The organism is Amycolatopsis sp. NPDC051716, assembly GCF_040681595.1.
Lineage (GTDB): Bacteria > Actinomycetota > Actinomycetes > Mycobacteriales > Pseudonocardiaceae > Amycolatopsis.
On sequence record NZ_JBFAZA010000004.1, the window covers coordinates 256,843 to 279,366 of the forward strand.

The following is a 22,524-nucleotide window of genomic DNA, read 5'->3' on the forward strand; positions in this document are numbered from 1 at the left end:
ATGGCCGTCACCGGAAGGCTCGGGCTGCTGGCGCTGTTCGGTGCGCTGGTGGTCGGGCTGCTCCTGCCGTCGGGCACGGGGATGCTGGCGGTCGCCGCGGTGCTGCTGGTGCTCGTCGTCGTCGACCTCGTGCTGGCGGGAAGCGTGCGGGCGCTGAGGTTTTCGCGCTCGGGCGACACTTCGGTCCGGCTCGGCGAGCCGTGCGAGGTGACGCTGGTGGTCGCGAACCCCGGTGGCCGCGCGGTGCGCGGGCAGCTGCGCGACGCGTGGCCGCCGAGCGCCGGCGCGTCCGACCGCCATGCCCTGCGCGTCCCGGCGGGGGAGCGCCGGGCGCTGGTGACGGCGTTGCGGCCGTCGCGGCGGGGTGACCGGACGGCGGCGCGGGTGACGGTCCGGTCGGTCGGGCCGCTGGGCCTGGCCGCGCGGCAGGGTTCGCACGCGGTGCCGTGGACGGTCCGGGTGCTGCCGCCGTTCCACAGCCGCAAGCACCTGCCGTCCCGGCTGGCGCGGCTGCAGCAGCTCGACGGCCGCAACGCGGTGCTGATCCGGGGCCAGGGCACGGAATTCGACTCGCTGCGCGAGTACGTCATCGGCGACGACGTCCGGTCCATCGACTGGCGGGCGACCGCGCGGGCGCACGACGTCATGGTCCGGACCTGGCGCCCCGAGCGCGACCGGCACGTCGTGCTGGTGCTCGACACGGGCCGCGTCTCGGCGGGCCGGGTGGGCGACGCGCCCCGGCTCGACGCGGCGATGGACGCGGCATTGTTGCTGGCCGCACTGGCTTCCCGGGCCGGCGACCGCGTCGACCTGCTGGCCTACGACCGGCGGTTGCGGGCGGCGGTGCAGGGTTCGTCCGGCGCTTCGCTGCTGACGTCGCTGGTGAACGCGATGGCGCCGCTCGAGCCGTCGCTGGTCGAGACGGACGCGCGCGGCATGATCGCGGAAGTGCTCCGGCGCACCCGCCGCCGGGCCCTGGTCGTGTTGCTGACCGGGCTGGACGCGGCGCCGCTGGAGGAGGGCTTGTTCCCGGTGCTGAGCACGCTGACCGGGCGGCACGAGCTGGTGGTGGCGTCGGTGGCCGACCCCCGCGTGGCGGAGATGCTGGCGGCCCGCGGCGACGCGGAAGCGGTCTACGACGCGGCATCGGCGGCGCGCACGACGGCCGAGCGCCTGCGGGTCACCGAGCGGCTGGTGCGGCACGGGGTGAGCGTGGTGGACGCGGTCCCGGAGGAGCTGCCGCCGGCGCTCGCGGACCGTTATCTGGCTTTGAAAGCCGCCGGACGGCTGTGATCGGACAGCCGACTCGCGTGATCAAAGGGTCGACACGCGTGATCCGGAGGTCGACACGATGCTTCGCCGTGTCGACCCGCCAATCACGCGTGTCGGCTCCCTGATCACGCGAGTCGACCCTTCCCGCACGCTCAGGCGGCTTCGGGCAGGGCGTCACCCGCGTCGCGGGCGTCGAGGTCGCCGACCTCGCCGGCCTTCGCCGCCCGGCGGCCGAGGGTGAAAACGTAAGTCAGGAAGGCGATTTCGGCCAGCGCGCCGATGCCGACGCGCAACCCCGTCGGCCAGCCCGACGGGGTTACGAACGCCTCGATCACCCCGGACACGAACAGCACGCACGTCAGCCCGAGCGCCATCACCACCACCGACCGGCCCTGTTCGGCGAGCGCGGCCGTGCGGGAGCGGCGGCCCGGGTCGATCACCGTCCAGCCGAGCCGCAAGCCGGTGCCCGCCGCGACGAACACCGCCGTCAGCTCCAGGAGGCCGTGGGGGAGCAGGAGACCGATCATCACGTCGCCGCGGCCGGCCGCGCTCATCGCGCCGATGATCAGCCCGGCGTTGAGCGAATTCAGCCAGAGCGCGCCGATCACCGGCAGGCCCAGCGCGACGCCGAGGAACAGGCAGGTCGCCGCCACCCACGCGTTGTTCGTCCACACGTGCGCCGCGAAAGACGCCGCCGGCCCGGTCGAGTAGTAGTTCTCCGCCTGGCCGCCGGGCTTGGTCAGCTCGCTCAGCTCGTCCGGGGTGCCCAGCGACGCGCGCACGAGCGGGTCGCGCGCGACCCAGACGGCGATCACCACCATCACGGCGATCGACGCCAGCGCGGCCGGGATCCACCAGCGCCGCGACAGGTAGACCGCGGCGGGGAACCGGTGCGTGAAGAAGCGGGCGACCTCGCGCCAGGCCGGGTTGTGCGCCCCGGAGACCGCCGACCGGCCGCGGGCGACCAGATCGGACAGCCGGCCGAGCAGGGCCGGGTCCGGCGCGACCGACCGCACGATCGACAGGTGCGTCGCGGTCCGCTGGTAGAGCGTCACCAGCTCGTCGGCTTCCGGCCCGGTCAGCTTGCCGCCGCGCCGGATCAGCTCACCGAGCCGGGTCCACTCCGCCGCGTGCGCGGCGACGAACACGTCCACATCCACGCCGACCACCCTATCCGTCGATACGCTGGGCAGCGTGCACGAGGAATCTGAGCTGGTCACCGGCGAAGCGGTCGTCCTGGACCTGCGCGTGGCCAAGCTCGCCAGCCGCGCACTGGCGATGGCGCTGGACGTGCTCCTGCAGTTCGCGCTGCTGCTGGCGGCGATCATGGTGCTCTCGTTCGTGATGCCGGGCGCCGATAAATCGCTCGTCCTGACGGTGCTGCTGGTGTTCATGGTGCTGGTCATGGTCGGCTACCCGGTCGTGTTCGAGACGCTCTCGCGCGGCCGTTCGCTCGGCAAGATGGCGGTGGGCCTGCGGGTGGTGCGCGTCGACGGCGGCCCGATCCGGTTCCGGCACGCGCTGGTGCGCGGGCTGGCCGGCTTCGTCGTGGACTTCTGGGCGCTCGGGTTGTTCGGCGCGGTCGCGGTGATCGTGTCGCTGTGCTCGTCGAACGGCCGTCGCGTGGGCGACTTCCTGGCCGGGACGCTGGTGGTCCGCGACCGGGCCCCGTCGACCGCCGGGTACGCGGCGGTCGCCATGCCGCCGGGCCTCGAGGGCTGGGCGGCGCAGCTCGACCTGACGCGGCTGCCGGACGACCTCGCGCTGGCGAGCCGCCAGTTCCTCGCCCGGTTCCGGGAGTTGCGGCCGGAGGCGTCGCACGCGCTGGGCTGGGGGCTCGCGCAGCAGATGGGGAACGCGCTGGGCACGCCGGTGCCGCCCGAGGTGCCGCCGTGGGCGTTCCTGGCGGCGGTGCTGGCGGAGCGGCGCAACCGTGACCACGCCCGGGCGTTCCAGGCGTACGCGGCTCAGAACCGGCCCGGCTATCCGCAGGTGGCGCCCTATCCGGGGCCGGCGGCGTCGCCATGGCCGCAGGCGGGGCCGCACCCGGCCGGCGTTCAGCCCACCGCGCAGCCCGAGCCCCCGACGCCGCCGTCCGGCACGCCGGTGCCCGTGGAGAACCCCTTCACCCCGCCCAGCTGACGGGCGCTCCTTCGCGACGAGAGCAGTGAGCCGAGGCCGTCTTGACTCATGTCAGGTTCCTGACATAAGGTGGCTCATGTCAGGAACCTGACATGAGCCAAAAAGGAGCACACCATGCCCGCCACCGGCCCCGACTTCATCTCGTTCCAGGCGCGCGATCTCACCGCGTCGCAGGCGTTCTACGAGCGGTACCTCGGCCTCGTCCGCTCGCCGGCCGGACCGCCGCACGCCGTCGTCTTCGAGACGAAGCCGATCGCGTTCGCGCTCCGCGACATCGTCCCCGGCACCGATCTCGCCTCCGCCGCCCAGCCCGGCATCGGCGCGGCGATCTGGCTCCACGCGACCGACGTCCAGGCCATCCACGACGCTCTCGCCGCCGACGGGCACCCCATCGTCTCCGCCCCGATCGACGGTCCCTTCGGCCGGACGTTCACCTTCGCCGACCCCGACGGCTACCACGTCACGCTCCACGACCGCGGCTGACCGGCGCTACGACACGTCACCCGATGGCGAAAGCCACGTGTTGCACTGCTGGTTCCGGTTCTTCGAAGCACCGTGCTGCCACCAGCTGATGTTGTGCTTGGCGCTGCCGTGGTCGCGTTTGCCGTTGCGGGCGTAGTCGTCGCCGCGGTCCTGGGCGTTCCAGGCTTCGTTGTAGATGTTCTTGTCGACCGAGCCGCCGGAAACCGAGGCCGAGCCGAGGAACATCCCGGAGAAGCACTGCGCCTCGAGTTCCAGGCGCCGCGACAGTTCCAGGCCGGCCGCCGAGTCGGCGCCCGCGTCGTAGCGCTGGTTGGCGAACGCCTCGGTGATGCCGGACATGTTCTGCACGTGGTGGCCGTACTCGTGGGCCAGGATCGACAGGTACGGGCCGGGGTGGTTGCCCCACACGTCGAGCTCGATCCGGTCCATCGGCATATAGATCGTGTTGTTCGCCGAGCAGTAGAACGGCGTGACGCCGGTCGTGGTGCCGCCGCTGCCGCACGGCGTCGACGATTCCGACAGCGACCGCGGCACCGACAGGTTCGGCGTCCGGAACGGCAGGTCGACGGCGCCGAGCATGCGCGACCACATCGCGTCGAGGCAGGCGATGCCGGACTGGAAGAAGCGTGTGACGCTGCTTTGGTCGGTCGCCCAGCGGCTCAGTGAGCACGGGACGTTCTGCAGGCCGTAGTCCGCGCCGCCGAAGAGCGGGTTGTCCCCGGTGGCCACGACCGAGCGCGGCCCGGCCGGGGGTCGCGACGTCGGTGTCTCGCGCTCGGTGGTGCGGGCCGGACGCGTGGTCGGTTCCTCGGTGGAGGATGTGGTCGCGGTGGTGCTCGCCTCGGTGGTGGTCTCGTCGGTCGTGGTGAGGTAGGTGCTGGAGTAGCCGGCGTCGGCGACGTGCCGCTGGTGCTTCCCGGACAGCGCGACGGCGGCGACGAGCCCACCCGCGACGACGACGATCGCGAAGATGGCGACCGCGACGATCACCCCGGCGGTCGACTTCTTGGCGACGTAGGGGGTGTAGCCGGGCGCGAACCGCGGCCCGAAGGAGGGCGGCCCGGCATAGCCGGGGACGAAGACGGGCGCAGCGGCGGCGGCCGGCGGCGGCAGAGGGGCCCGCGCGGGCGGCGGAAGGGGATGGCGGTACGGCCCGGTGGGCGGCCCGTACTGGGTAGGCGGCGGCGCACCGAAGGGGCCTTGCGGTTGCTGGGCGGGCGTTCCGAAGGGGTTGGGCGGCCCGGGTGCGGCCGGCGGAGCTTGCCCGGGCGGGCGGCCAGGACCTGGTGGCTGCTGGCCGGGCGCACCGGAGGGGGTTGGCGGCCCGGGTGCTGCGGGCGGCCTGGATTGCCCGGGCGCGGGACCTGGCGGCTGCTGGGCGGGCGCACCGGAGGGGTTCGGCGGCCGGGGAGTGCCAGTGCCGCCGGGACCGGGCGGCGGCTGTTGCCCAGGCGCACCGAAGCGGTTCGGCGGCCCACCCTGCCCCTGCCCCGGCAACGGCCGCACCCCCGGCGGCGGCAGCGGCCGCGCTCCCGGTGGCGGCAGCGGGCGGCGCGGGTCCTGCGGACCGGGACCAGGACCCTGCGGGCCGTGCGTCATCGAGTGGAACCCCCCGTGCGATTTCCCCGTCGGAAGCGGCGTACCTGCGATGATCGCGCCGTTCCGGGCGTCAGCATAGATCGAGTGCTCTAGGGTGTGGTGCTGTGCCGATGAAATGGGGGACCGCCGCCGCGATCGCCGTCGCGGGGGTGCTGGCCGCCGGTGGGCCCGCGGCCGCGCAGGGGCCGTCGGCCGGGCCCGTCCTGCCGAACCTGCCCGCCGACCAGGTCAAGAAACCCCAGCTGCTCACCGGGCAGGACGTTCAGCCGCCCGAAGGGGCCACCGCCGACGTCGCCCTCAAGCTCCTGCGCGACGGCACCCTCTCCGTCACCGAACGCGTCACCGTCCCCGGCGGCCGGCAGCTCGTCTCACGCGTCCCCCTCAAGGTCCCCGCGAGCGACGAGCAGGACCGCGTCTTCGCCGTCCGCGACGTCAAGACCGACGGCGCGGCCACCGGCGAACTGACCGGTGACCAGCTCGTCCTCACCTTCGCCGGCGGCACCGGGAGCGCCACGTTCACCGTCGACGGCGCCGTCGCCGACCAGAACGGCCGCCAGCAGGCGCGCTGGCAGGTCGCCAGCGGGTTCGATTCCCCGCTGGCCAAGCTCACCGCCTCGCTGCTCGCCCCGAGCACCCAATTGTCCCCTGTGGACTGTTTCGCCGGACCGGTCGGCTCCAGCCAGCGCTGCACCCTCGCCGAGGTCGACCACACCGGGGTCGTCCGGCTCGAACAGAACGACGTCCGCCCCGGCGAGCGCGTCGACCTCCTCGTCGGCCTGCCCGCCGGCACCGCCCCGGCGAACGCGGAGTTCGCGGACATCGGCCTGCTCGCCAACGCCTTCGCGCTGACGCCGCCGACCGGGATCGCCTTCGCCGTCCTGCTCGCGTTCCTCGTCGCGGCCGCGCTCTTCGTCCGGCGGCGCCGCAAGCAGGACGCCGGTGCGCTGCGCACCGCCACCGGCCCGGTCGAAGTCCTCCTGCGCGACGGCGACCGCGTCTTCTTCGCCAGCCCCGACGGCGTGCTGCCCGGCCAGGTCGGCACGGTCGTCGACGAGACCGTCGACGTCGTCGACATCAGCGCCACCGTGGTCGACCTGGCCGTCCGCAACTACCTGTGGCTGGCCGAAGTCCCCGGGCCCGACTGGCAGCTCACCCGCCGCAACCCGCCGGACGAACACCTCCACGACTTCGAGCGCGCCGTCTGCGAAACCCTGCTGCCGCCGGGCACCGACACCGTGCTCGTGTCGCAGCTGCGCGCCCGCGGCGGGCTCGACCTGCGCCGGATCAGCGACGCGATGTACGCCGACGTCGTCACCAAGCGCTGGTTCTCCCGCCGCCCGGACACCGCCCGCGGCCGGCTGACCTGGCTCGGCGCCGGGATCTTCACGCTGGGCCTGGTCACCACCGCGGTGCTCACCTTCACCGCCGGGTACGCGCTGCTCGGCGTCGCCGTCGCGCTGGCCGGGCTCGCGGTCGTCGCGGTGGCCGCGCTGCTGCCGTCCCGCACCGCCCGCGGCCGCGCCCTGGTGGGGCAGGTCCGCGGCCTGCTCGACTACCTGCACACCGCGAAGGCCGAGGACATCCCGCCCGCCGACCGTGAGCTGGTCTTCTCCCGCTCGCTGCCGTACGCGGTCGTCCTGGGCGACACCGAACGCTGGCTCGGCGCCTTCGCCGCGCTCAACCCCTCGGCGGACGGCTCGGCCGGGCTGTACTGGTACGGCGGCATGGAGGCCGAGCACGACCTGCGCCGCTTCGGCGCGCACTTCCCGTCGTTCCTGACCGCGCTCGACGGCGTGCTCACCGCCGCCGCGGCCCGCTGACCGTGCTCGCGGGGGCGCTCCTGGCGCTCGCGCTGGCCGCCGGCCCCGCCGACCAGCCGCCCCTGCCCACCGTGCCGCAGAGCGCCGAGATCCAGCTCAAGGTCCAGCGCGACGGCTCGCTGTCGGTCGCCGAAGCGATCTCGGTCCCCGGCGGTGTCACGATGGATCGCCGGGTCGCGCTGCGGGTCCCGGCGCCGCACCACCGCGACCGCGTCTACGGCGTCCGCGACGTCGTCCTGGAAGGCAGCGGGACGGCGAACGTGGACAAGGACTTCTTCACCGTCCACCTCACGCCCGGGACCTCGATCGTCCGGTACACAGTGGACGGTGCGGTCGCCGGCGACCGGGTCACCTGGGAGCTGGCCGGCGGCTGGAACGCCGAGCTGAAGTTCCTCCGCGCCTCCTTCGCGGCGCCGAAGATCCCCACCGCCGTCGACTGCCTCGCCGGGCCGCCGGATTCCGACTTCTCCTGCGCGGCCGCGCAGATCGACCACGCCGGGCTGACCCGGTTCAGCCAGCAGAACCTCGCCGCGGGCCAGCGGATGACGGCGACCGTCGAACTGCCCGCGGGCACCGTCCCCGCCAACGAAGTCCTGGTCCCGGCGAAGACGATCGCCGGCGCGTTCGTGCTCACCGCCCCGGTCGGCTGGGCCTGGGCGGTCTTCGGCGCGCTGCTGCTCCTCATGGCCGGGCTGGTCTGGACGGCCCGGCGTCGTGAGTCCGGCACCGGCGAGCCGGAGAGCACGAGCCTGGTCGCCCCGAACGGCGAGTTCGCCTCACCCGATGGTGTGCTGCCCGGCCACGCCGGCGTCCTCCTGCGCGGCCGCCCCGGGGCCGCCGACCTCGCCGCGACCGTGCTCGACCTGGCCGTCCGCAACTACCTCTGGGTGAGCGCCGGGGACGGCGGCTGGCGGCTGGCCCGCCGCAACCCACCCGACGAGCACCTCACCGCCTTCGAAACCGCCGTCTACACGGCCGTCGTCCCGGACGAGCCGGTGACCCTCGCCGAACTGCGGGAACGGCACGTCACCGTCGGCCCGGCCGAGCTGTACGCCGACGTCGTCCGCCGCGGCTGGCTCGCCCCGCGGCCCCGGCGGCTCGGCCGCGCCGGGGTCCGGATCGCCTGCTACGGCCTGTTCCTCACCGTCCTGCTTGCCCTGACCGCCGGCTACGCCCAGCTCGGCGTCATGGTCGTGCTGGGCGGGGCCGCCGCCGTCGCCGCCTCGGCCGCGCTGCCCGCGCGGCGGCGGGCCGGTGCCGACGTGGCGCGGCGCCTGCGCGGCCTCGGCGAGACGCTCGCGTCGGTCGAGGTCGGGGACCTGGACAAGCCGCAACGCGAACTGGTCTTCTCCCGCGGCCTGCCGTACGCGCTCGCTCTGGGCGAACTGGCCCCGTGGGTGGCCGCGTTCGATCGCCTCGAGCACCCGCCGCCGGTCTACTGGCACGCCGGCGAAATCAGCCCTGACCAGGCCGGAGCCTTCGCGGCGGCGGTGTCGGGCACCTTCGCGGGCGCCCACCGCGGCCACCTGATCGAGCTCGTGAGTGGTAAGGAGGGTTCTAACGCTCTTTACCACTCACGAGCCGGGACGCAGGCAACGGCCGAGCCGTCGTAGGGTGGGGTCATGGCCGATCCCGAGCTCGTCCGATACACCCTCGACAACGGTCTGCGGGTGGTTCTCGCCCCCGACGCGACCGCGCCGGTGGTCGGCGTCAGCGTGCACTACGACGTGGGTTTCCGCTCCGAGCCGGAGGGGCGCACCGGTTTCGCGCACCTCTTCGAGCACTTGATGTTCCAGGGCTCCGAGAGCCTGGAGAAACTCGCGCACTTCCGGCACGTGCAGTCCAGCGGCGGGACCTTCAACGGGTCCACCCACCCCGACTACACCGACTACTTCGAGGTGCTCCCGAGCGCCGCGCTCGAGCGCGCGCTGTTCCTCGAAGCGGACCGGATGCGCGCGCCCAAGCTGACGGCGGAGAACCTGGCGAACCAGATCGACGTCGTCAAGGAGGAGATCCGGCTCAACGTGCTGAACCGGCCCTACGGCGGGTTCCCCTGGATCACCCTGCCGCCGGTGCTGTACTCGACGTTCCCCAACGCGCACAACGGCTACGGCGGCTTCGAGGACCTGGAAAGCGCCACGGTCGAGGACTGCGCGGCGTTCTTCGACACCTACTACTCGCCGGCGAACGCGGTGCTCACGGTGGCGGGCGACTTCGAGCTCGACAACGCCAAGAAGCTGATCGAGGACCACTTCGGCGACGTCCCGCACCGGCCGGCGCCGCAGCGACCTTCGTTCGCCGAGCCGCTGCCGACCACCGAGCTGCACGGCGAAGTCGAAGACGCGCACGCCCCGCTGCCCGCGCTCGGGATCGGCTACCGGATGCCGGACCCGATCAACGACGTCGACAGCTACCTGGCCTACCTCGTGCTGGCCGGTGTGCTCACCGACGGCGACGGCTCCCGCCTGCAGCAGCGGCTGGTGCACCGCGAGCCCCTGGTCGTGGACATCGGCGCCGGCGCCGGGCTGTTCGGGCCGTTCGAGGCCCGCGACCCCGACACGTTCACCATCACCCTGATCCACCCGCACGAGGTGTCCCGCGAGCGGGTGCTCGCCGCGCTCGACGACGAGCTCGAGAAGCTCGCCGAGACCCCGCCGAGCGAGGAAGAGCTGCGCAAGGTCACCGCCCGCTGGGCGGCGAGCCTGCACTCGGAGCACGACAGGCTGGTGTCCCGGACCCTGGCCCTCGGCTCGTTCGAACTGCTCTACGGCGACGCGTCGCTGGTGTACCGGCTCGCGGACCGGATGTCCGCCGTCACCTCGGAAGCCGTGTCGGCGGCGGCGAAGGCGCTGCGCCCGGACGCGCGCGCCGTGCTGGTGGTCAAGCCCGCTTCGGAAGGGAACAACGAGCAGTGACTTCAGCAACGCACCGCAGCGCCGAGGAGATCGGCCGCACCGCGCGGGGGCCGCGGCCGCTGCCGCCGCTCGGCGAGCAGCGGGCCGCCGCCGAACTGTCCCATGTGGACACGACGCTGGCGAACGGCCTGCGCGTGGTGGCCGTGCGCAAGGCGACCGTGCCGATGGTCGAGGCCCGGCTGTGGATCCCGTTCGCGGGTGACGACGCGCTGCACCCGGCGATCGCCGAGGTGCTCGCCGAGACGATCCTGACCGGCACGGCCCGCCGCAACCGCATCGAGATCGACGCCGAGCTGGCGCTCATCGGCGGCGACATCGGCGCCGGCGTCGACCCGGAACGCCTGGTGCTCACCGGATCCGCGCTGGCCGACAAGCTGCCGACGTTCCTCGACGTCCTCGGCGACGTCCTCACCGGGGCGACCTACGCCGACGAGGAGATCGCCCGCGAGAAGGAGCGGCTGGTCGAGCGGATCGCCGTCTCGCGCACCCAGCCGCGCACGATCGCGCGGGAGGCCCTGCAGAAGCACCGTTACGGCGACCACCCGGCGACCCGCGAGGTCCCGCGCGCCGAAGACGTCGCCGTCGTGACGCCGGAGCAGGTCCGGGCGCTGCACGAGGCGTCGGTGCTGCCGCGGGGTTCGGCCCTGGTGCTGGTCGGCGACCTCGACCCCGCCGGGGTGATCGGCGAGCTGGAGAAGGTGCTCGGCGGCTGGGCGTCGGACCGGTCCGCCGTGCGGCTGCCGTCGCTGCCCGACCTGACCGGGCCGGACGTGCTGCTGGTGCCGCGCGCCGGCGCGGTGCAGTCGCAGATCCGGCTCTCGGCGCAGGCGGTTCCGCGCACGGACCCCGGCTACGCGGCGCTGCAGCTGGCGAACCTGGCCTACGGCGGGTACTTCTCGTCGCGGCTGGTCGAGAACATCCGCGAGAACAAGGGGTACACCTACTCCGCGCACTCGGGGTTCGAGTTCACCGACGGCACCGCGGTGGTCAACGTCGACGCGGACACCGCGACCGACGCGACGGCCCCGGCGCTGCTGGAGACGCGCTACGAGCTGGGCCGTCTCGGCCAGGTCCCGCCGTCCGGTGACGAGCTGGAGTCGGTGCGGCAGTACGCGATCGGCTCGCTGCTGACTTCGACGTCGTCGCAGTCCGGGCTGGCCGGGCAGGTGCTGGCGCTGGCTTCGACCGGGCTCGGCCTGGAGTGGCTGACCGAGCACCCGGCGCGGGTGGCCGCGGTGACGGCCGAGGACGTGGCGGAAGCGGCGCTGAAGTACTTCGCGCCCAAGCGGTTCACGGGTGTGGTGGTCGGCGACGCGGCGGTGCTGGAGCGCAAGCTCCTGGCGCTCGGCGACGTCGTCGTGGGCGAGCCGGCCTGATGTCCGTCCCGTTCACCCTCGGTGCCCTGCCCACCCTGTCCCGGTCCACAGTGGACCGCCAGGAGGACTTGCGCACCAACCCGTCGCGGCTGGTGTCGCGCTGGGCCGACGCCCGGGTCGTCCTCTTGGACGACGCCGGGCGCACCCCGGTGGCCGAAGGCGCGTCGACGCTGGCGTTCCGGAAGGCCGTCGACTTCGGCACTTCGCCGCCCGCGGACGCGGTGTTCCTCGGCGAGTGGCAGGACGTCGACTACTGGTCGCTGCCGGGCGGCCCGTCGGGCGAGGCCGACACGGTGAAGATGGCGGGCAGCTGGGGTTTCGTGGAGGAGGTCCCGCGCGCGGACGGCGAGGTCTGGGTCGAGCTGCGCGGCTACGGCGACCTCCTGGACGACACGTCGGCCGGGCTGTTCACCACGGCACAGGCGTTGCGCTTCTGGCGTCGCCAGGCGAAGTTCTGCACCCGCTGCGGCAGCCCGACGGAGCTGACCCAGTTCGGCTGGGCGAGCAAGTGCACGGGCTGCGGGCGCGAGGAGTACCCCCGCACGGACCCGGCGGTGATCTGCCTGGTCCATTCGCAGGAGGGCGTCAACGGCTCGCACGTACTGCTGGCCCGCCAGCCGATCTGGCCGGCGGGCCGGTATTCGGTGCTGGCGGGGTTCGTGGAGGCGGGGGAGTCCCTCGAGGCGTGCGTGGTCCGGGAGATCCACGAAGAGGTGGGCGCTTCGGTGTCCGACGTGCGGTACCTGGGCAGCCAGCCGTGGCCGTTCCCGAGGTCGATCATGCTGGGGTTCACGGCCCGGGCGGATCGTGCCGCCCCGCTGGTCCCGGCGGACGGGGAGATCGAAGAAGCGCTGTGGGTGTCGCGGGCCGAGGTGCGCACGGCGTTCGAGAACAGCGCGGCGCGGGGCGAGGGTTCGAAGCCGACCCCGATCGCGAATGGGGCGGCGGAGATCATCCTGCCGGGGAATTCGTCGATCGCCCGCGTGATGCTCAAGGCCTGGGCGGACGCGGAGGAGTGATCCCGACGGTGTGAGGGCAGGCATTGCCGGTCTGCTCTCACACCGTTTCACCCGGCTGCCGCGGCAACCGGCGATTCCTGCGGCTGCGGTGATCGGGATTTGTGAGACCAAGCCTTGTCACGATTCGTGACCTCTTGATTACCAGCGTGGCGGTATTGCTCGCTCGGGCCCCCTCGGAAGATCGAGCAGGGTGGATTGCCGAGCGAGGGGCCGGCCGATGGCAGCGACGAAAACGCATCCCCCGAGCTGCGCGAAAGCGACGCGGCCCGGCTGCGAATGCACCAACTGCGGTGGCACGCAACACGGCTGGAGCAACTGGGTCGCGATCGCCCGCGAACCGGAGCCGGTGCGCACCGAGAGACGGATGAGGCTCATCCGGATGCTGACCGATTGGTCGGCGAAGCGCGGGGAGAAGCCGAAGGCGAAGGTGTATCCCAAGGAAGCGACCGTGGACTTGCTGCGGATCGACTGCGCCGGTTGGCTCGCGTGGAGCGCTGCCGGCGCCGCTCCCGATTCCGCCCCGATACCCCGCCACAACGCGCGGACCGAGTCCGGGGAAACGTCCGCCGAGCCACCGGCCGCGGGCGATCAACCCGGTTCGCGGGCACCTGCCGATGAGCCCGATGGATCGGCCTCCGAAGCCGAGGTCGCACGGGTTCCATACGAGGTCGACCCGGATCGGCCGGACGCGGTCGAGCAGGTTGACGCCTTCGCCCAAGCGATGACCAAGGACATCTGGCAGGACGTTCTCGGGGAGCTCCAAGGGAGCCCTGAGGAGATCAAGGCGATCCGCCTCCAATTCGCTCATCACTGCTGGTGCGACCTGTTCATCGGGTTCGTGCAGGCTCTGGAGGCGTTCGGCAAGGTGGTCGAAAAGGTTCCGGACAAGGCCAAGGAGATCATCACCGAAGCCATTTGCGGCTCCAGCAAGCAGAAAAAGCGGTCGAAGCTCACCGAGCAGGTCGTGGACATGGTCGTGGACAAGGCGTGGTCGGCCTTCAAAGCCGCCGCCATCGCCCATTCACCCTTGTTCGGCATGCTCAGCGGTGAAGAACTGCTGAGGAATCTCCGCATCATCGCCATCTTCATCTGCCCGGCGCCCAACAACCACAAGGAAGTACAGGAGCACGCCATCGACCCGCTCCTGCGAGATGCGCGCGCCTACATCTCGGACGAAACGAAGCAGTGGCTGGCGACCCGGTTCAAGCAGTGGGCAGACGGGGTGGCGAAACCGGCGGTGCCAGGCAGCCGGGAAGGGGAGGGGCACAGCGAACTGGGGCCACCGAAGCACCCTCCACACGAGTGAAGCTCGAGGCATGGGCGGATGCGGAGTAGTACGTCCGAAGCTCAGCGCAGGTCATCGAGTTCGATCACCGAGCGGGCCGGCTTCCCCGAGAAGCCCGCGGGCCGGCCGTAAGCCAGGTTGAGCGTCTCCAGCCGGTAGCTCCAGTCGCTGCCGCAGCCGCACGTTGCCCCGAAACGCAGGTTGAACTGCCAACGGAGCCACTCGCCGGGTTCGAGCCGGACCGGCAATCGCCGCCAGCCGCGCTTCGGCATCCCCCACGGCGATGGGGTGACCAGCACCGACAGACCACCCTCCGCCTCACGAAGCGTGACGTCCTCGAGCTCGCCGAGCGGGCGCAGCGCGAACCGCGGCTCGAAGCCGGTCGACTCGTCGATCTGCACGTCGTGGAGTTCCACGCCCGGAGGCAGCGGGAACGCGTCCGGCACCCGGTTGCGCACCGCAGCCGCAGGCCCGCCCCGGGATCGCTTGGTCCAGGTGGTTCGCACCCGCTGTGCCACGACGTCCACAACGACCAGCATCCCCGGCGACGCAACCCGAAATTCCCTGACCAAGCCCGCCAACCCCGGCGCAACTGGTTCACCGGTACGGCCGCCACCTGGCCCAACGGCCCCAAGCGTTACCTGGCCGTTTCACGAGGCCGTTGACGGCTGTGCCCCGGCTCACTACAGTCCCCGGAAACCGTCTGTAAAGTATCCTAATTAAGTCCGGAGGAACGAGTGCGAGCCGGTAGCCCGCGGATGCTGCGCGAGATCAACGATCGCGCGGCCATCGAGGTCCTCCTCCGGGAGGGGCCTCTGACGCGGGCCGAACTCGAGCTCACCATCGGGCTCTCCAAGCCCGCCACCGCCCAGCTGCTCACCCGGCTCGAACTGGACGATCTCGTCGTCAAGGCCGGGGTGCGGGGTGGCGGTCGCGGGCCGCGGGCCCAGCTCTGGGCGGCCAACGGCGGCCTCGCCTTCGTCGCCGCCGTCGATCTCACGCCGCACGTCGCCGATTTCGTCGTCGCCGATGTGGCCGGGGTCGTCCTCGCCGAGTACCGGACGCCGCTGCCCGTGCACGCGGGTGCCGACGTCGTCGGGGCCTTCGGCGAGGCTCTCCAGAAAGTCGCCGAAGCAGCCGGGATCCAGCGGGAGGACCTGGCCCACGTCGTGATCGGCGCGCAGGGGGCGTTCGATCCGCGGACCGGCCTGCTCTCCTCCGCGCCGCACATCCCCGGCTGGCTGGGATTCGACGTCCCGCAGAAGCTCAGCGACGAACTCGGCGTCGACGTCCTCATCGAAAACGACGTCAACCTGGTCGCCGTCGAGGAGATGACCGCCGGGCTGGCCCAGGACGTCGACGACTTCGTCATGGTCTGGCTGTCCGAAGGCGTCGGCGGTGCCGTCGTGATCGGACGGCGGCTGCTGCGCGGGGCCACCGGCGGGGGCGGCGAGATCGACTGGATGCGCGTGCCCGATCCGGCCACCGTGGACACCGGGGACGTCTGGCCCGAGGCCGGCGCCCGGTTCGGCAACCTGGTCGACTCGCCCGCCATCTGCCGCCTCGCCGCCGCCCACGGCATCCAGGCCGACACCGCCTGGGAAGCCGTGGCGAAGACCGGATCGGACCATCCCTTCCGACACGATCTCGCCAGGCGGGTCGCCGGCGGTGTCGCCAACCTCGTCGCCGTCGCCGACCCTCAGCTCGTGCTCCTCTGCGGCGACACCAGCCGGGCCGGCGGGGAGGACTTCGCCGCGCTCGTCCAGGAAAAGCTGCACGAACTCGTCCTGCCGCGCACGCCCGTCGGCTGCGCTTCCGTGCAGGGCAACGCCGTTCGCGCGGGCGCGCTGCAGTCGGCGCTCGCCACCACCCGTGAGGACGTCTTCGGCGTCGTCACCCCCCACGCTCCTCGGGTCGCGCAGGCCCGAGGGCGACAGCACCCGTCCCCGACCGAGTAGCCCCAACCGATGAGGAGGAGGGCCATGCCCCCGACCACCCGGACCCGCCGCGGCGCCCTGCTGGTGGCCGCCGCCGCGGCGTCCGTCCTGTTGACCAGCGCCTGTTCCGGCGCCGCCGCCCCCAGCGGCGGTGACGCGGCCGCCGCGCCCGGCAAGGACGACAAGATCACGATCACGGTCTACAGCAAGTTCACCGACCGCGAGTACGGCGTGGTGACGGCGGGCCTGAACAAGCTCAAGGCGAAGTACCCGAACATCGAGATCAAGCACGAGGGCAACCAGGACGACGACAAGCTCACGCAGTCGATCCGCGGCGGCAACCCGCCCGACGTCGCGATCTCCTTCTACACCGACAACCTCGGTGCCTGGTGCTCCACGGGCAGCTTCCAGGACCTCAAGCCCTACATCGACCGCGACAAGATCGACCTGAACCAAATCCCCGAGGCGGTCCGCAACTACACCGAGTACCAGGGCAAGCGGTGCGCCATGCCGATGCTCGCCGACGTCTACGGCTTCTACTACAACAAGGACATGTTCGCGGCGAAGGGCGTCACCTCGCCGCCGAAGACCACGGACGAGTTGCTCGAGGCCGCCAAGAAGCTGACCGAGTACAACGCGGACGGCTCGATCAAGGTCGCCGGCTTCCTGCCGTCGATGCCGTTCTACGCCAACCAGGCCCAGTACTGGGCGCCGAACTTCGGCGCGCCGTTCCTGGGCCCGGACGGCAAGTCGGACCTCGCCACCAACCCCGGCTGGAAGGCGATGTTCGAGTTCCAGCAGAAGCTGATCGACGCGCTCGGCGGCCACGACAAGGTCGAGCAGTTCAAGGCCGGTCTCGGTGACGAGTACTCCGCCGACAACGGCTTCCAGAAGGGCAAGCTGGCGATGATCTACGACGGTGAGTTCCGCACCGCGTTCATCAAAGACCAGGCGCCGGCCCTGAACTACGCCACCGCGCCCGCCCCGGTGCTCACCACCATGGCGGACAAGTACGGCAGTGCCTTCACCACCGGCACGATCATCGCCATCCCCAAGGGCGCCAAGAACCCCGGCGCCGCGTGGGAGCTGATCAAGCAGGTCACCCTGGACACCGACACCCTGGTGGACATGGCCAACGGCCTGAAGAACGTGCCCAGCACGAAGGCCTCGCTGACGTCGCCGCGCCTCGACCTGCAACCGCAGTTCAAGACGTTCCTCGACATGTACGACAGCGGCAAGCTCGTGTCGAACCAGACCACGCCGATCGGTGACGCGCACCTCAAGGCGGTCAACGACTTCGCCGAGAAGTGGCAGGCCGGTTCGGTGCCCGACCTGACCGAAGGCCTGAAGAAGGTGGACGCGCAGATCGACGACGAACTGAAGCAAAAGGGCGCGGGCGGATGACCTCCACCGCCGTCCCACTCAAGACCGACGGCTCCCCCTCCGCGCCTGCCAAGGCGCGGGCGGGGGCCCGCCGGGCCAAGCGCCGCCGGACCGTCCTGTTCTTCATGGCCCCGGCCTTCCTCGGGTTCCTGATCTTCTTCGGCTACCCGCTGATCGCCACGGTCTACTACTCCTTCACCCGCTACGACCTGATCAACCCGCCGCAGTTCATCGGGTTCGACAACTACATCCGGATGTTCACCACCGAGCCGCTGGTCGGCACGGCCGCGTACAACACGCTGTGGCTGGTGGTCGTCCTGACGGTCTGCCGCGTGGTGTTCTCCCTCGGCATCGCGTCGGTGATCTCCCGTCTCAAGTCGGGCGTCGGCCTGGTCCGGACGCTCTGCTACCTGCCGACGCTGGCCCCGCCGGCGGCGGCCACGCTGGCGTTCGTCTTCGTGTTCAACCCGGAGTTCGGCCCGGTCAACCGGTTCCTGCGGCTCGTCGGCATCGACGGCGGGCTCTGGTTCAACAGCCCGGCCATGTCGAAGCCCGCGCTGACGCTGCTCGCGCTGTGGGGTTCCGGCGAGCTGATGATCATCATCCTGGCCGCGCTGCTGGACGTCCCCACCGAGCAGTACGAGGCCGCCGAGCTCGACGGCGCCGGCCCGGTCCGCCGGTTCTGGCACGTCACGCTGCCGTCGATCTCGCCGGTGCTGCTGTTCGGCGTGGTCAACTCGATCATCTACGCGCTGCAGTTCTTCACCCAGGCGATCGTCGCGGCGTCCGCGAGCGCGGGCACCGCGGACGTCGCCGGCAACTCGAAGCTCATCGGGGCGCCGCAGAACTCGACGCTGACCTATCCGATCTGGCTGTACGTCCAGGGCTTCCGCTACTTCAACATGGGGTACGCGGCGGCGATGGCTGTCCTGTTGTTCATCGTGAGCTCGGGCTTCACCTGGATTCTCGTACGGCAGCTTCGGAAGTCCCAGCACCAGGAGGAGGGGGCATGACCGCACTGGCCGAAGCGCCGCAAAAAGCGGCGGGCGTACCGCCGAAGGTGCGGTTCAAGCGCAACTGGGACAAGCGGCTGGGCTTCATCGCCACGCACGCGATCGGGTTCGCGCTCGGCGTGATCTTCGTGCTGCCGCTGCTGTTCGTGTTCCTCACCGCGGTGATGGCGAGCGACCAGGCGATGACGTCGAGCCTGTGGCCGACCGAATGGCACTTCGAGAACTTCGTCAAGGTGTTCCAGAAGGCGCCGCTACTCGAATACTTCGGCAACAGCCTGCTGTATTCGGCGCTGGCGACGGCGGGTGCGCTGCTTTCGGCGATCCCGGCGGCGTACGCGCTGGCGAAACTGCGGTGGCGCGGGCAGAACCTGTTCTTCATGCTGACCGTGGCGGCGATGCTGCTGCCGCCGCAGGTCACCGTCGTGCCGCTGTACGACCTGTGGGTGCGGCTGGGCCTCACCGGCACGCTGGTTCCGCTGATCGTGCCGTACTTCTTCTTCGACGCGTTTTCGATCTTCCTGCTCCGGCAGTTCTTCCTCACCATTCCGAAGGACTACCTCGAAGCGGCGAAGATCGACGGCTGCAACGAGTTCCAGGCGATGTACCGCGTGCTCATCCCGATGGCCAAACCCGGGATCGCGGCCACCGCCATGTTCTGCTTCCTGTTCACCTGGAACGACTACTTCGGGCCGCTGCTCTACACCGGCGAGAACCAGGACCACTGGCCGCTTTCGCTGGCCATCGCGTCCTTCCGCGGCATGCACCACGTCGAGTGGAACATGACGATGGCGGCGACCGCGCTGATCATGGCGCCGGTGATCGTGCTGTTCATCTTCGCCCAGAAGTCGTTCGTCAAGGGCATCACATTCACGGGGGTCAAGGGATGAAGCTGGCAGTCGTCGGTGGCGGGTCCACCTACACGCCGGAGCTGATCGACGGGATCGCCGGCCGCCGGTCCACTTTGGACGTCGATGAGATCGTGCTGGTCGACCCGGACGCCTACCGCGTCGAGGCCGTCGGCGGGTTCAGCCGGCGCATCTTGGACCACGCCGGGCACCCGGCCCGGGTCCGCACGACGCAGTCGCTGGAGGAAGGCGTCGATGGCGCTTCGGCGGTCCTGATCCAGCTGCGCGTCGGCGGGCAGCGGGCGCGGCGCTCGGACGAGACGTTCCCGCACGCCTGCGGCTGCGTCGGGCAGGAGACGACCGGTGCGGGCGGCCTGGCAAAGGCGCTGCGCACGGTGCCGGTGGTGCTGGACATCGCCGACCGCGTCCGGAAGATCGCCGGCGACGACACGTGGATCGTCAACTTCACGAACCCGGTCGGCATCGTCACCCGCGCCCTGCTCAACGAGGGGCACCGCGCGGTCGGGCTGTGCAACGTCGCCATCAACCTGCAGCGGCAGTTCGGGAAGCTCCTGGGTGTCGGCGCGGACGACGTCAAGCTCGTCCACACCGGGCTGAACCACCTGAGCTGGGAGCGCGGCGCGCTCGTCGGCGGCGTCGACCGGCTCCCGGAGCTGCTGGACCAGCACCTGGACTACCTGTCGAACGAAGTCAGCGTGCCGGAGAAGTGGCTGCGGCGGATGAACGTCGTGCCGTCGTACTACCTGAAGTACTTCTACGCGCACGACGAGCAGGTCACCAAGCAGCGCACCGAACGCCCGCGCGCGGACGTGGTCAGCGACGTCGAGGAAGAGCTGCTGAAGATCTACCTCGACCCGGAGCAGAACACCAAGCCGGAGTCGCTGGAAAAGCGCGGCGGGGCGTACTACTCCGAGGCCGCCGTGCAGCTGGTGCACGCGCTGACCGCGGGCGGCCCGGCCGAGGAGCACGTGGTGAACGTCCGCAACGAGGGCACCTTCCCGTTCCTGCCGGACGACGCCGTCATCGAAGCCCGGTCCATTGTGGACTCCAAGGGTGCGACGCCGATTCCGCAGCCGCCGGTGGAGCCTCGGTTCTCGGGCCTCATCGCGGCGACGACGGCATACGAGTTCCTGGCTCTGGAGGCGGCGCTGAAGGGCGGCCGCGACCGCGTGGCCGACGCTCTCTTGGCGCACCCGCTGGTCGGTCAGTACTCGAAGGCCGACACCCTGGCCGATTCGCTCGTGCAGATCAACCGCGAGTACTTGCCCTGGGCCCGCGGATGAAGCCTGCCATCATCGCTATCGACGGCGGGAACAGCAAGACCGAGGTCCTGGTGATCTCGGAAGACGGCGTGGTGCTGGGGAAGTCGAGAGGCCCCGGTGCTTCGCCGCAGAACATCGGCGTCGCGGCCTGCGTCACGGCGCTGGAGGGCTTGGTCCTGGAGGCGTTCCCGGACTTCGGGGAGAAGCCGTGCGCGGTGCACACCTCGGCGTACCTCGCCGGTCTCGACTTCCCGCGCGAGGAAGAGACGCTGCACGCGGCGCTGTCCGCGCGCGGGTGGAGCGACACCCTGACGGTCGGCAACGACACCCTCGCGCTGCTTCGGGCGGGCAGCGCGGGGGTCGGCGTCGCGGTCGTCTGCGGCGCCGGGATCAACGGCGCCGGTGTCGGCCCCGACGGCCGCGTCCACCGCTTTCCCGCGCTGGGCAAGATCTCCGGCGACTGGGGTGGCGGCTACCGGCTCGGCGAAGAGGCGCTGTGGTGGGCCGTGCGCGCCGAGGACGGCCGCGGTCCGCGCACGGCCCTGATGCCGGCGGTGGCGGCCTACTTCGGGAAGCCGGCGCTGCTGGACGTCGTGCAGGGCCTGCACTTCGAGGAGATCGACCCGGCGTCGATCCACGGCCTGTGCCCGCTGCTGTTCGAAGTCGCGGCGGCGGGGGACGAGGTCGCCCAGGACATCGTGACGCGGTTCGTCGAAGAGGTCAGCGTCTTCGCGGCGGTGATCCTCCGCGAGCTGGACCTGACCGCGGACGCCCCGGAGATCGTCCTCGGCGGCGGCGTGCTGACCGGTGTCGGCGCGCCGGTGATCGCGGAGATCGAACGCCGGTGCCTCAAGGTCGCGCCGCGCGCGGTGGTCCGCGTCGTCGACGTGAACCCCGTGGTGGGCGCGGCATTGTTCGGACTCGACACGCTGGGGGCGCCCGAGGCCGCCAAGGCGGCGCTCAAGGCGGCGACCCAGCGCGTCTGAAAACTCTGGCGTGGCCCGTCCCGAAGCGGCGCGGGACGGGCCACGCCAGACCCCCTCACGGCGCCGGGACGATGGTTTCGCCGGTCTCCAGCAGCGACTTGAGGTCCGACAGGATCCAGGCCCAGCCGCCACCCGCGTTCTCGTTCGGCGGCGCGTCCAGCCGCTCGAGCGAGCCGCTGACCATCGCGGCCATCGTGGGGGCGCCGGTGACGTCGTGGGTCACGGTCAGCCGGGTGCCGGCGGTCTTGGACTCCTCGATTTCGTACGTGAGCGTCGTGTAGGGCTCGTCGGACACGTCCTCCGGGGCCATCAGCAGCTTCCAGGTGATGACCAGCTTGCGCGGCGGGTCCACCTCCAGGACCTCGCCGTCGACGAGGTCCCCGGTCATCCCGGCGTCGATGAACGGCTGCGTCGGCCGGGTGCGGTGCTTGCCGCCGGGCCGCAGGTCGAAGTCGGCCAGGCCGGTGTAGCCGTACTTCTGCGTCCACTCGGGCTTGGTGATGGCGTCCCAGATGCGCTCCGGGGACGCCTTGATGTAGACGCGGTAGACCTGCACGGTGTTCGTCACGGTTCTTCGCCTTCCAGCTCGTTCTTGAGGTCGAGGAGCGCGGTGACCCGGCGCTCGGTGTACTTGTCGATCCACCGGTCGTGGATCTGGCGGATCGGGACGGGGTTGAGGAAGTGCCGCTTCTCGCGGCCTTCCTTCCGTGCGACGACGAGCCCGGCCTCTTCCAGGAGCTTCAGGTGCTTCATGACGCCGAAGCGGGTCATCTCCACCTGGGTCTCCAGCTCGGTGAGCGTGCGGCCGTCACGCTCGAAGAGCAGGTCGAGCAGGAACCGGCGGGTCGGATCCGCCAGCGCCTTGAACACCAGGTCGTCGTCGGGCACGTCAGCGAGAATAGGTGACCAAAAGGTCACATGTCAACGGGCGCGAAAAGGCCGCCACCCCGGGAGTGGGGTGACGGCCTTGTCGTGCGGGTGGCGCTGCCCGGTTACGTCGCCGGCGCGAAAGCCGCCGGTTGCTGCTGGAGCTGGGACTGCTGGAGTTTCGTCCGGACACGCAGCTCCTTCAGCTGGGCCTTGGCCACACGCTGCTTCTTGCTGCTGCCGCGGACGGCACCCATCGTGCCGACCATCAGCGTCTTCCGGATGAGTCCCATGCGCGT

Annotated in this window: 21 protein-coding genes; 15 read left to right on the top strand and 6 right to left on the bottom strand. The window is 71.3% G+C overall.

Annotation, left to right across the window (positions count from 1 at the left end; genetic code table 11):
* On the top strand, positions 1–1,293 hold the full coding sequence (locus tag AB0M30_RS07315; RefSeq protein ID WP_364581039.1) for a DUF58 domain-containing protein: 1,293 nt from the start codon (positions 1–3) through the stop codon (positions 1,291–1,293).
* 131 nt (positions 1,294–1,424) lie between these two features.
* Here AB0M30_RS07315 and AB0M30_RS07320 read toward each other — a convergent pair whose 3' ends face one another.
* Positions 1,425–2,432 (bottom strand): stage II sporulation protein M, encoded by a 1,008-nt coding sequence (locus AB0M30_RS07320; protein WP_364581041.1) that lies wholly within the window; start codon positions 2,430–2,432, stop codon positions 1,425–1,427.
* A 34-nt stretch (positions 2,433–2,466) separates the two neighbouring features.
* Here AB0M30_RS07320 and AB0M30_RS07325 point away from each other — a divergent pair, with 34 nt between their 5' ends.
* Positions 2,467–3,414, top strand: a complete 948-nt coding sequence (locus tag AB0M30_RS07325) for an RDD family protein (protein ID WP_364581043.1) — start codon at positions 2,467–2,469, stop codon at positions 3,412–3,414.
* A 114-nt stretch (positions 3,415–3,528) separates the two neighbouring features.
* Positions 3,529–3,897, top strand: a complete 369-nt coding sequence (locus AB0M30_RS07330; protein ID WP_364581046.1) for a VOC family protein — start codon at positions 3,529–3,531, stop codon at positions 3,895–3,897.
* Between the two features lie 6 nt (positions 3,898–3,903).
* Here the strand turns inward: AB0M30_RS07330 and AB0M30_RS07335 are convergent, their stop codons facing one another.
* Positions 3,904–4,887, bottom strand: a complete 984-nt coding sequence (locus AB0M30_RS07335; RefSeq protein ID WP_364581048.1) for a neutral zinc metallopeptidase — start codon at positions 4,885–4,887, stop codon at positions 3,904–3,906.
* Positions 4,888–5,606: 719 nt separating this feature from the next.
* Between AB0M30_RS07335 and AB0M30_RS07340 the strand changes: the two genes are divergently transcribed.
* The 6 genes from AB0M30_RS07340 to AB0M30_RS07365 all read left to right on the top strand — a co-directional run bounded on the left by AB0M30_RS07340 (position 5,607) and on the right by AB0M30_RS07365 (position 13,932).
* Entirely contained in the window at positions 5,607–7,316 is a 1,710-nt protein-coding gene (locus tag AB0M30_RS07340; protein WP_364581050.1) for a DUF2207 domain-containing protein, read from the top strand.
* 2 nt (positions 7,317–7,318) lie between these two features.
* Complete coding sequence (locus AB0M30_RS07345; RefSeq protein WP_364581053.1) at positions 7,319–8,929, top strand: DUF2207 domain-containing protein; 1,611 nt, start codon at positions 7,319–7,321, stop codon at positions 8,927–8,929.
* Between the two features lie 9 nt (positions 8,930–8,938).
* On the top strand, positions 8,939–10,231 hold the full coding sequence (locus AB0M30_RS07350; protein WP_364581056.1) for a pitrilysin family protein: 1,293 nt from the start codon (positions 8,939–8,941) through the stop codon (positions 10,229–10,231).
* Positions 10,228–11,607 (top strand): pitrilysin family protein, encoded by a 1,380-nt coding sequence (locus AB0M30_RS07355; RefSeq protein WP_364581058.1) that lies wholly within the window; start codon positions 10,228–10,230, stop codon positions 11,605–11,607. Before AB0M30_RS07350 ends, AB0M30_RS07355 begins: the two co-directional genes overlap by 4 nt.
* Complete coding sequence (gene nudC / locus AB0M30_RS07360; protein ID WP_364581060.1) at positions 11,607–12,626, top strand: NAD(+) diphosphatase; 1,020 nt, start codon at positions 11,607–11,609, stop codon at positions 12,624–12,626. The genes AB0M30_RS07355 and nudC overlap by 1 nt, the downstream gene beginning before the upstream one ends.
* A 217-nt stretch (positions 12,627–12,843) precedes the next feature.
* A complete protein-coding gene (locus tag AB0M30_RS07365) occupies positions 12,844–13,932 on the top strand; it encodes a hypothetical protein (RefSeq protein WP_364581063.1) in 1,089 nt (362 codons plus the stop codon).
* A 41-nt stretch (positions 13,933–13,973) separates the two neighbouring features.
* Here the strand turns inward: AB0M30_RS07365 and AB0M30_RS07370 are convergent, their stop codons facing one another.
* Entirely contained in the window at positions 13,974–14,327 is a 354-nt protein-coding gene (locus tag AB0M30_RS07370) for a hypothetical protein (protein WP_364581066.1), read from the bottom strand.
* 321 nt (positions 14,328–14,648) lie between these two features.
* Here AB0M30_RS07370 and AB0M30_RS07375 point away from each other — a divergent pair, with 321 nt between their 5' ends.
* From AB0M30_RS07375 to AB0M30_RS07400, 6 genes are read left to right on the top strand one after another with little or no spacing between them, the layout of a single operon-like run.
* Positions 14,649–15,869 (top strand): ROK family transcriptional regulator, encoded by a 1,221-nt coding sequence (locus AB0M30_RS07375; protein ID WP_364581068.1) that lies wholly within the window; start codon positions 14,649–14,651, stop codon positions 15,867–15,869.
* Between the two features lie 24 nt (positions 15,870–15,893).
* Positions 15,894–17,252: an extracellular solute-binding protein gene (locus AB0M30_RS07380; RefSeq protein ID WP_364581071.1), complete on the top strand. Its 1,359-nt coding sequence runs from the start codon at positions 15,894–15,896 to the stop codon at positions 17,250–17,252.
* Positions 17,249–18,244, top strand: coding sequence for a sugar ABC transporter permease (locus tag AB0M30_RS07385; RefSeq protein ID WP_364581074.1), 996 nt, complete (start codon positions 17,249–17,251; stop codon positions 18,242–18,244). Before AB0M30_RS07380 ends, AB0M30_RS07385 begins: the two co-directional genes overlap by 4 nt.
* Positions 18,241–19,131 carry a carbohydrate ABC transporter permease gene (locus AB0M30_RS07390; protein WP_364581076.1) on the top strand — a complete coding sequence of 297 codons (891 nt, stop codon included), beginning with the start codon at positions 18,241–18,243 and terminating at the stop codon, positions 19,129–19,131. Before AB0M30_RS07385 ends, AB0M30_RS07390 begins: the two co-directional genes overlap by 4 nt.
* Entirely contained in the window at positions 19,128–20,393 is a 1,266-nt protein-coding gene (locus AB0M30_RS07395; RefSeq protein WP_364581078.1) for a 6-phospho-beta-glucosidase, read from the top strand. The genes AB0M30_RS07390 and AB0M30_RS07395 overlap by 4 nt, the downstream gene beginning before the upstream one ends.
* Positions 20,390–21,358, top strand: coding sequence for a BadF/BadG/BcrA/BcrD ATPase family protein (locus tag AB0M30_RS07400; RefSeq protein ID WP_364581080.1), 969 nt, complete (start codon positions 20,390–20,392; stop codon positions 21,356–21,358). The genes AB0M30_RS07395 and AB0M30_RS07400 overlap by 4 nt, the downstream gene beginning before the upstream one ends.
* Positions 21,359–21,413: 55 nt before the next feature.
* On the opposite strand, the gene AB0M30_RS07405 is transcribed toward AB0M30_RS07400, so the two are convergent.
* The 3 genes from AB0M30_RS07405 to AB0M30_RS07415 form a co-directional block, all read right to left on the bottom strand.
* Positions 21,414–21,926 (bottom strand): SRPBCC domain-containing protein, encoded by a 513-nt coding sequence (locus tag AB0M30_RS07405; protein WP_364581082.1) that lies wholly within the window; start codon positions 21,924–21,926, stop codon positions 21,414–21,416.
* Positions 21,923–22,246 carry a metalloregulator ArsR/SmtB family transcription factor gene (locus AB0M30_RS07410; RefSeq protein WP_103340579.1) on the bottom strand — a complete coding sequence of 108 codons (324 nt, stop codon included), beginning with the start codon at positions 22,244–22,246 and terminating at the stop codon, positions 21,923–21,925. The genes AB0M30_RS07405 and AB0M30_RS07410 overlap by 4 nt, the downstream gene beginning before the upstream one ends.
* 104 nt (positions 22,247–22,350) lie before the next feature.
* Complete coding sequence (locus AB0M30_RS07415) at positions 22,351–22,518, bottom strand: hypothetical protein (RefSeq protein ID WP_364581085.1); 168 nt, start codon at positions 22,516–22,518, stop codon at positions 22,351–22,353.
* Positions 22,519–22,524: the final 6 nt, after the last annotated feature.

Excerpts from the sequence above, each read along its gene's own strand:
- AB0M30_RS07315 (WP_364581039.1), top strand. The coding sequence starts at position 1 with ATGGCCGTCACCGGAAGGCTCGGGCTGCTGGCGCTGTTCGGTGCGCTG.
- AB0M30_RS07365 (WP_364581063.1), top strand. The coding sequence starts at position 12,844 with ATGGCAGCGACGAAAACGCATCCCCCGAGCTGCGCGAAAGCGACGCGG.
- AB0M30_RS07340 (WP_364581050.1), top strand. The coding sequence starts at position 5,607 with ATGAAATGGGGGACCGCCGCCGCGATCGCCGTCGCGGGGGTGCTGGCC.
- AB0M30_RS07415 (WP_364581085.1), bottom strand. The coding sequence starts at position 22,518 with ATGGGACTCATCCGGAAGACGCTGATGGTCGGCACGATGGGTGCCGTC.
- AB0M30_RS07400 (WP_364581080.1), top strand. The coding sequence starts at position 20,390 with ATGAAGCCTGCCATCATCGCTATCGACGGCGGGAACAGCAAGACCGAG.
- AB0M30_RS07350 (WP_364581056.1), top strand. The coding sequence starts at position 8,939 with ATGGCCGATCCCGAGCTCGTCCGATACACCCTCGACAACGGTCTGCGG.
- AB0M30_RS07390 (WP_364581076.1), top strand. The coding sequence starts at position 18,241 with ATGACCGCACTGGCCGAAGCGCCGCAAAAAGCGGCGGGCGTACCGCCG.
- AB0M30_RS07380 (WP_364581071.1), top strand. The coding sequence starts at position 15,894 with ATGCCCCCGACCACCCGGACCCGCCGCGGCGCCCTGCTGGTGGCCGCC.
- AB0M30_RS07385 (WP_364581074.1), top strand. The coding sequence starts at position 17,249 with ATGACCTCCACCGCCGTCCCACTCAAGACCGACGGCTCCCCCTCCGCG.
- AB0M30_RS07395 (WP_364581078.1), top strand. The coding sequence starts at position 19,128 with ATGAAGCTGGCAGTCGTCGGTGGCGGGTCCACCTACACGCCGGAGCTG.
- nudC (WP_364581060.1), top strand. The coding sequence starts at position 11,607 with ATGTCCGTCCCGTTCACCCTCGGTGCCCTGCCCACCCTGTCCCGGTCC.
- AB0M30_RS07330 (WP_364581046.1), top strand. The coding sequence starts at position 3,529 with ATGCCCGCCACCGGCCCCGACTTCATCTCGTTCCAGGCGCGCGATCTC.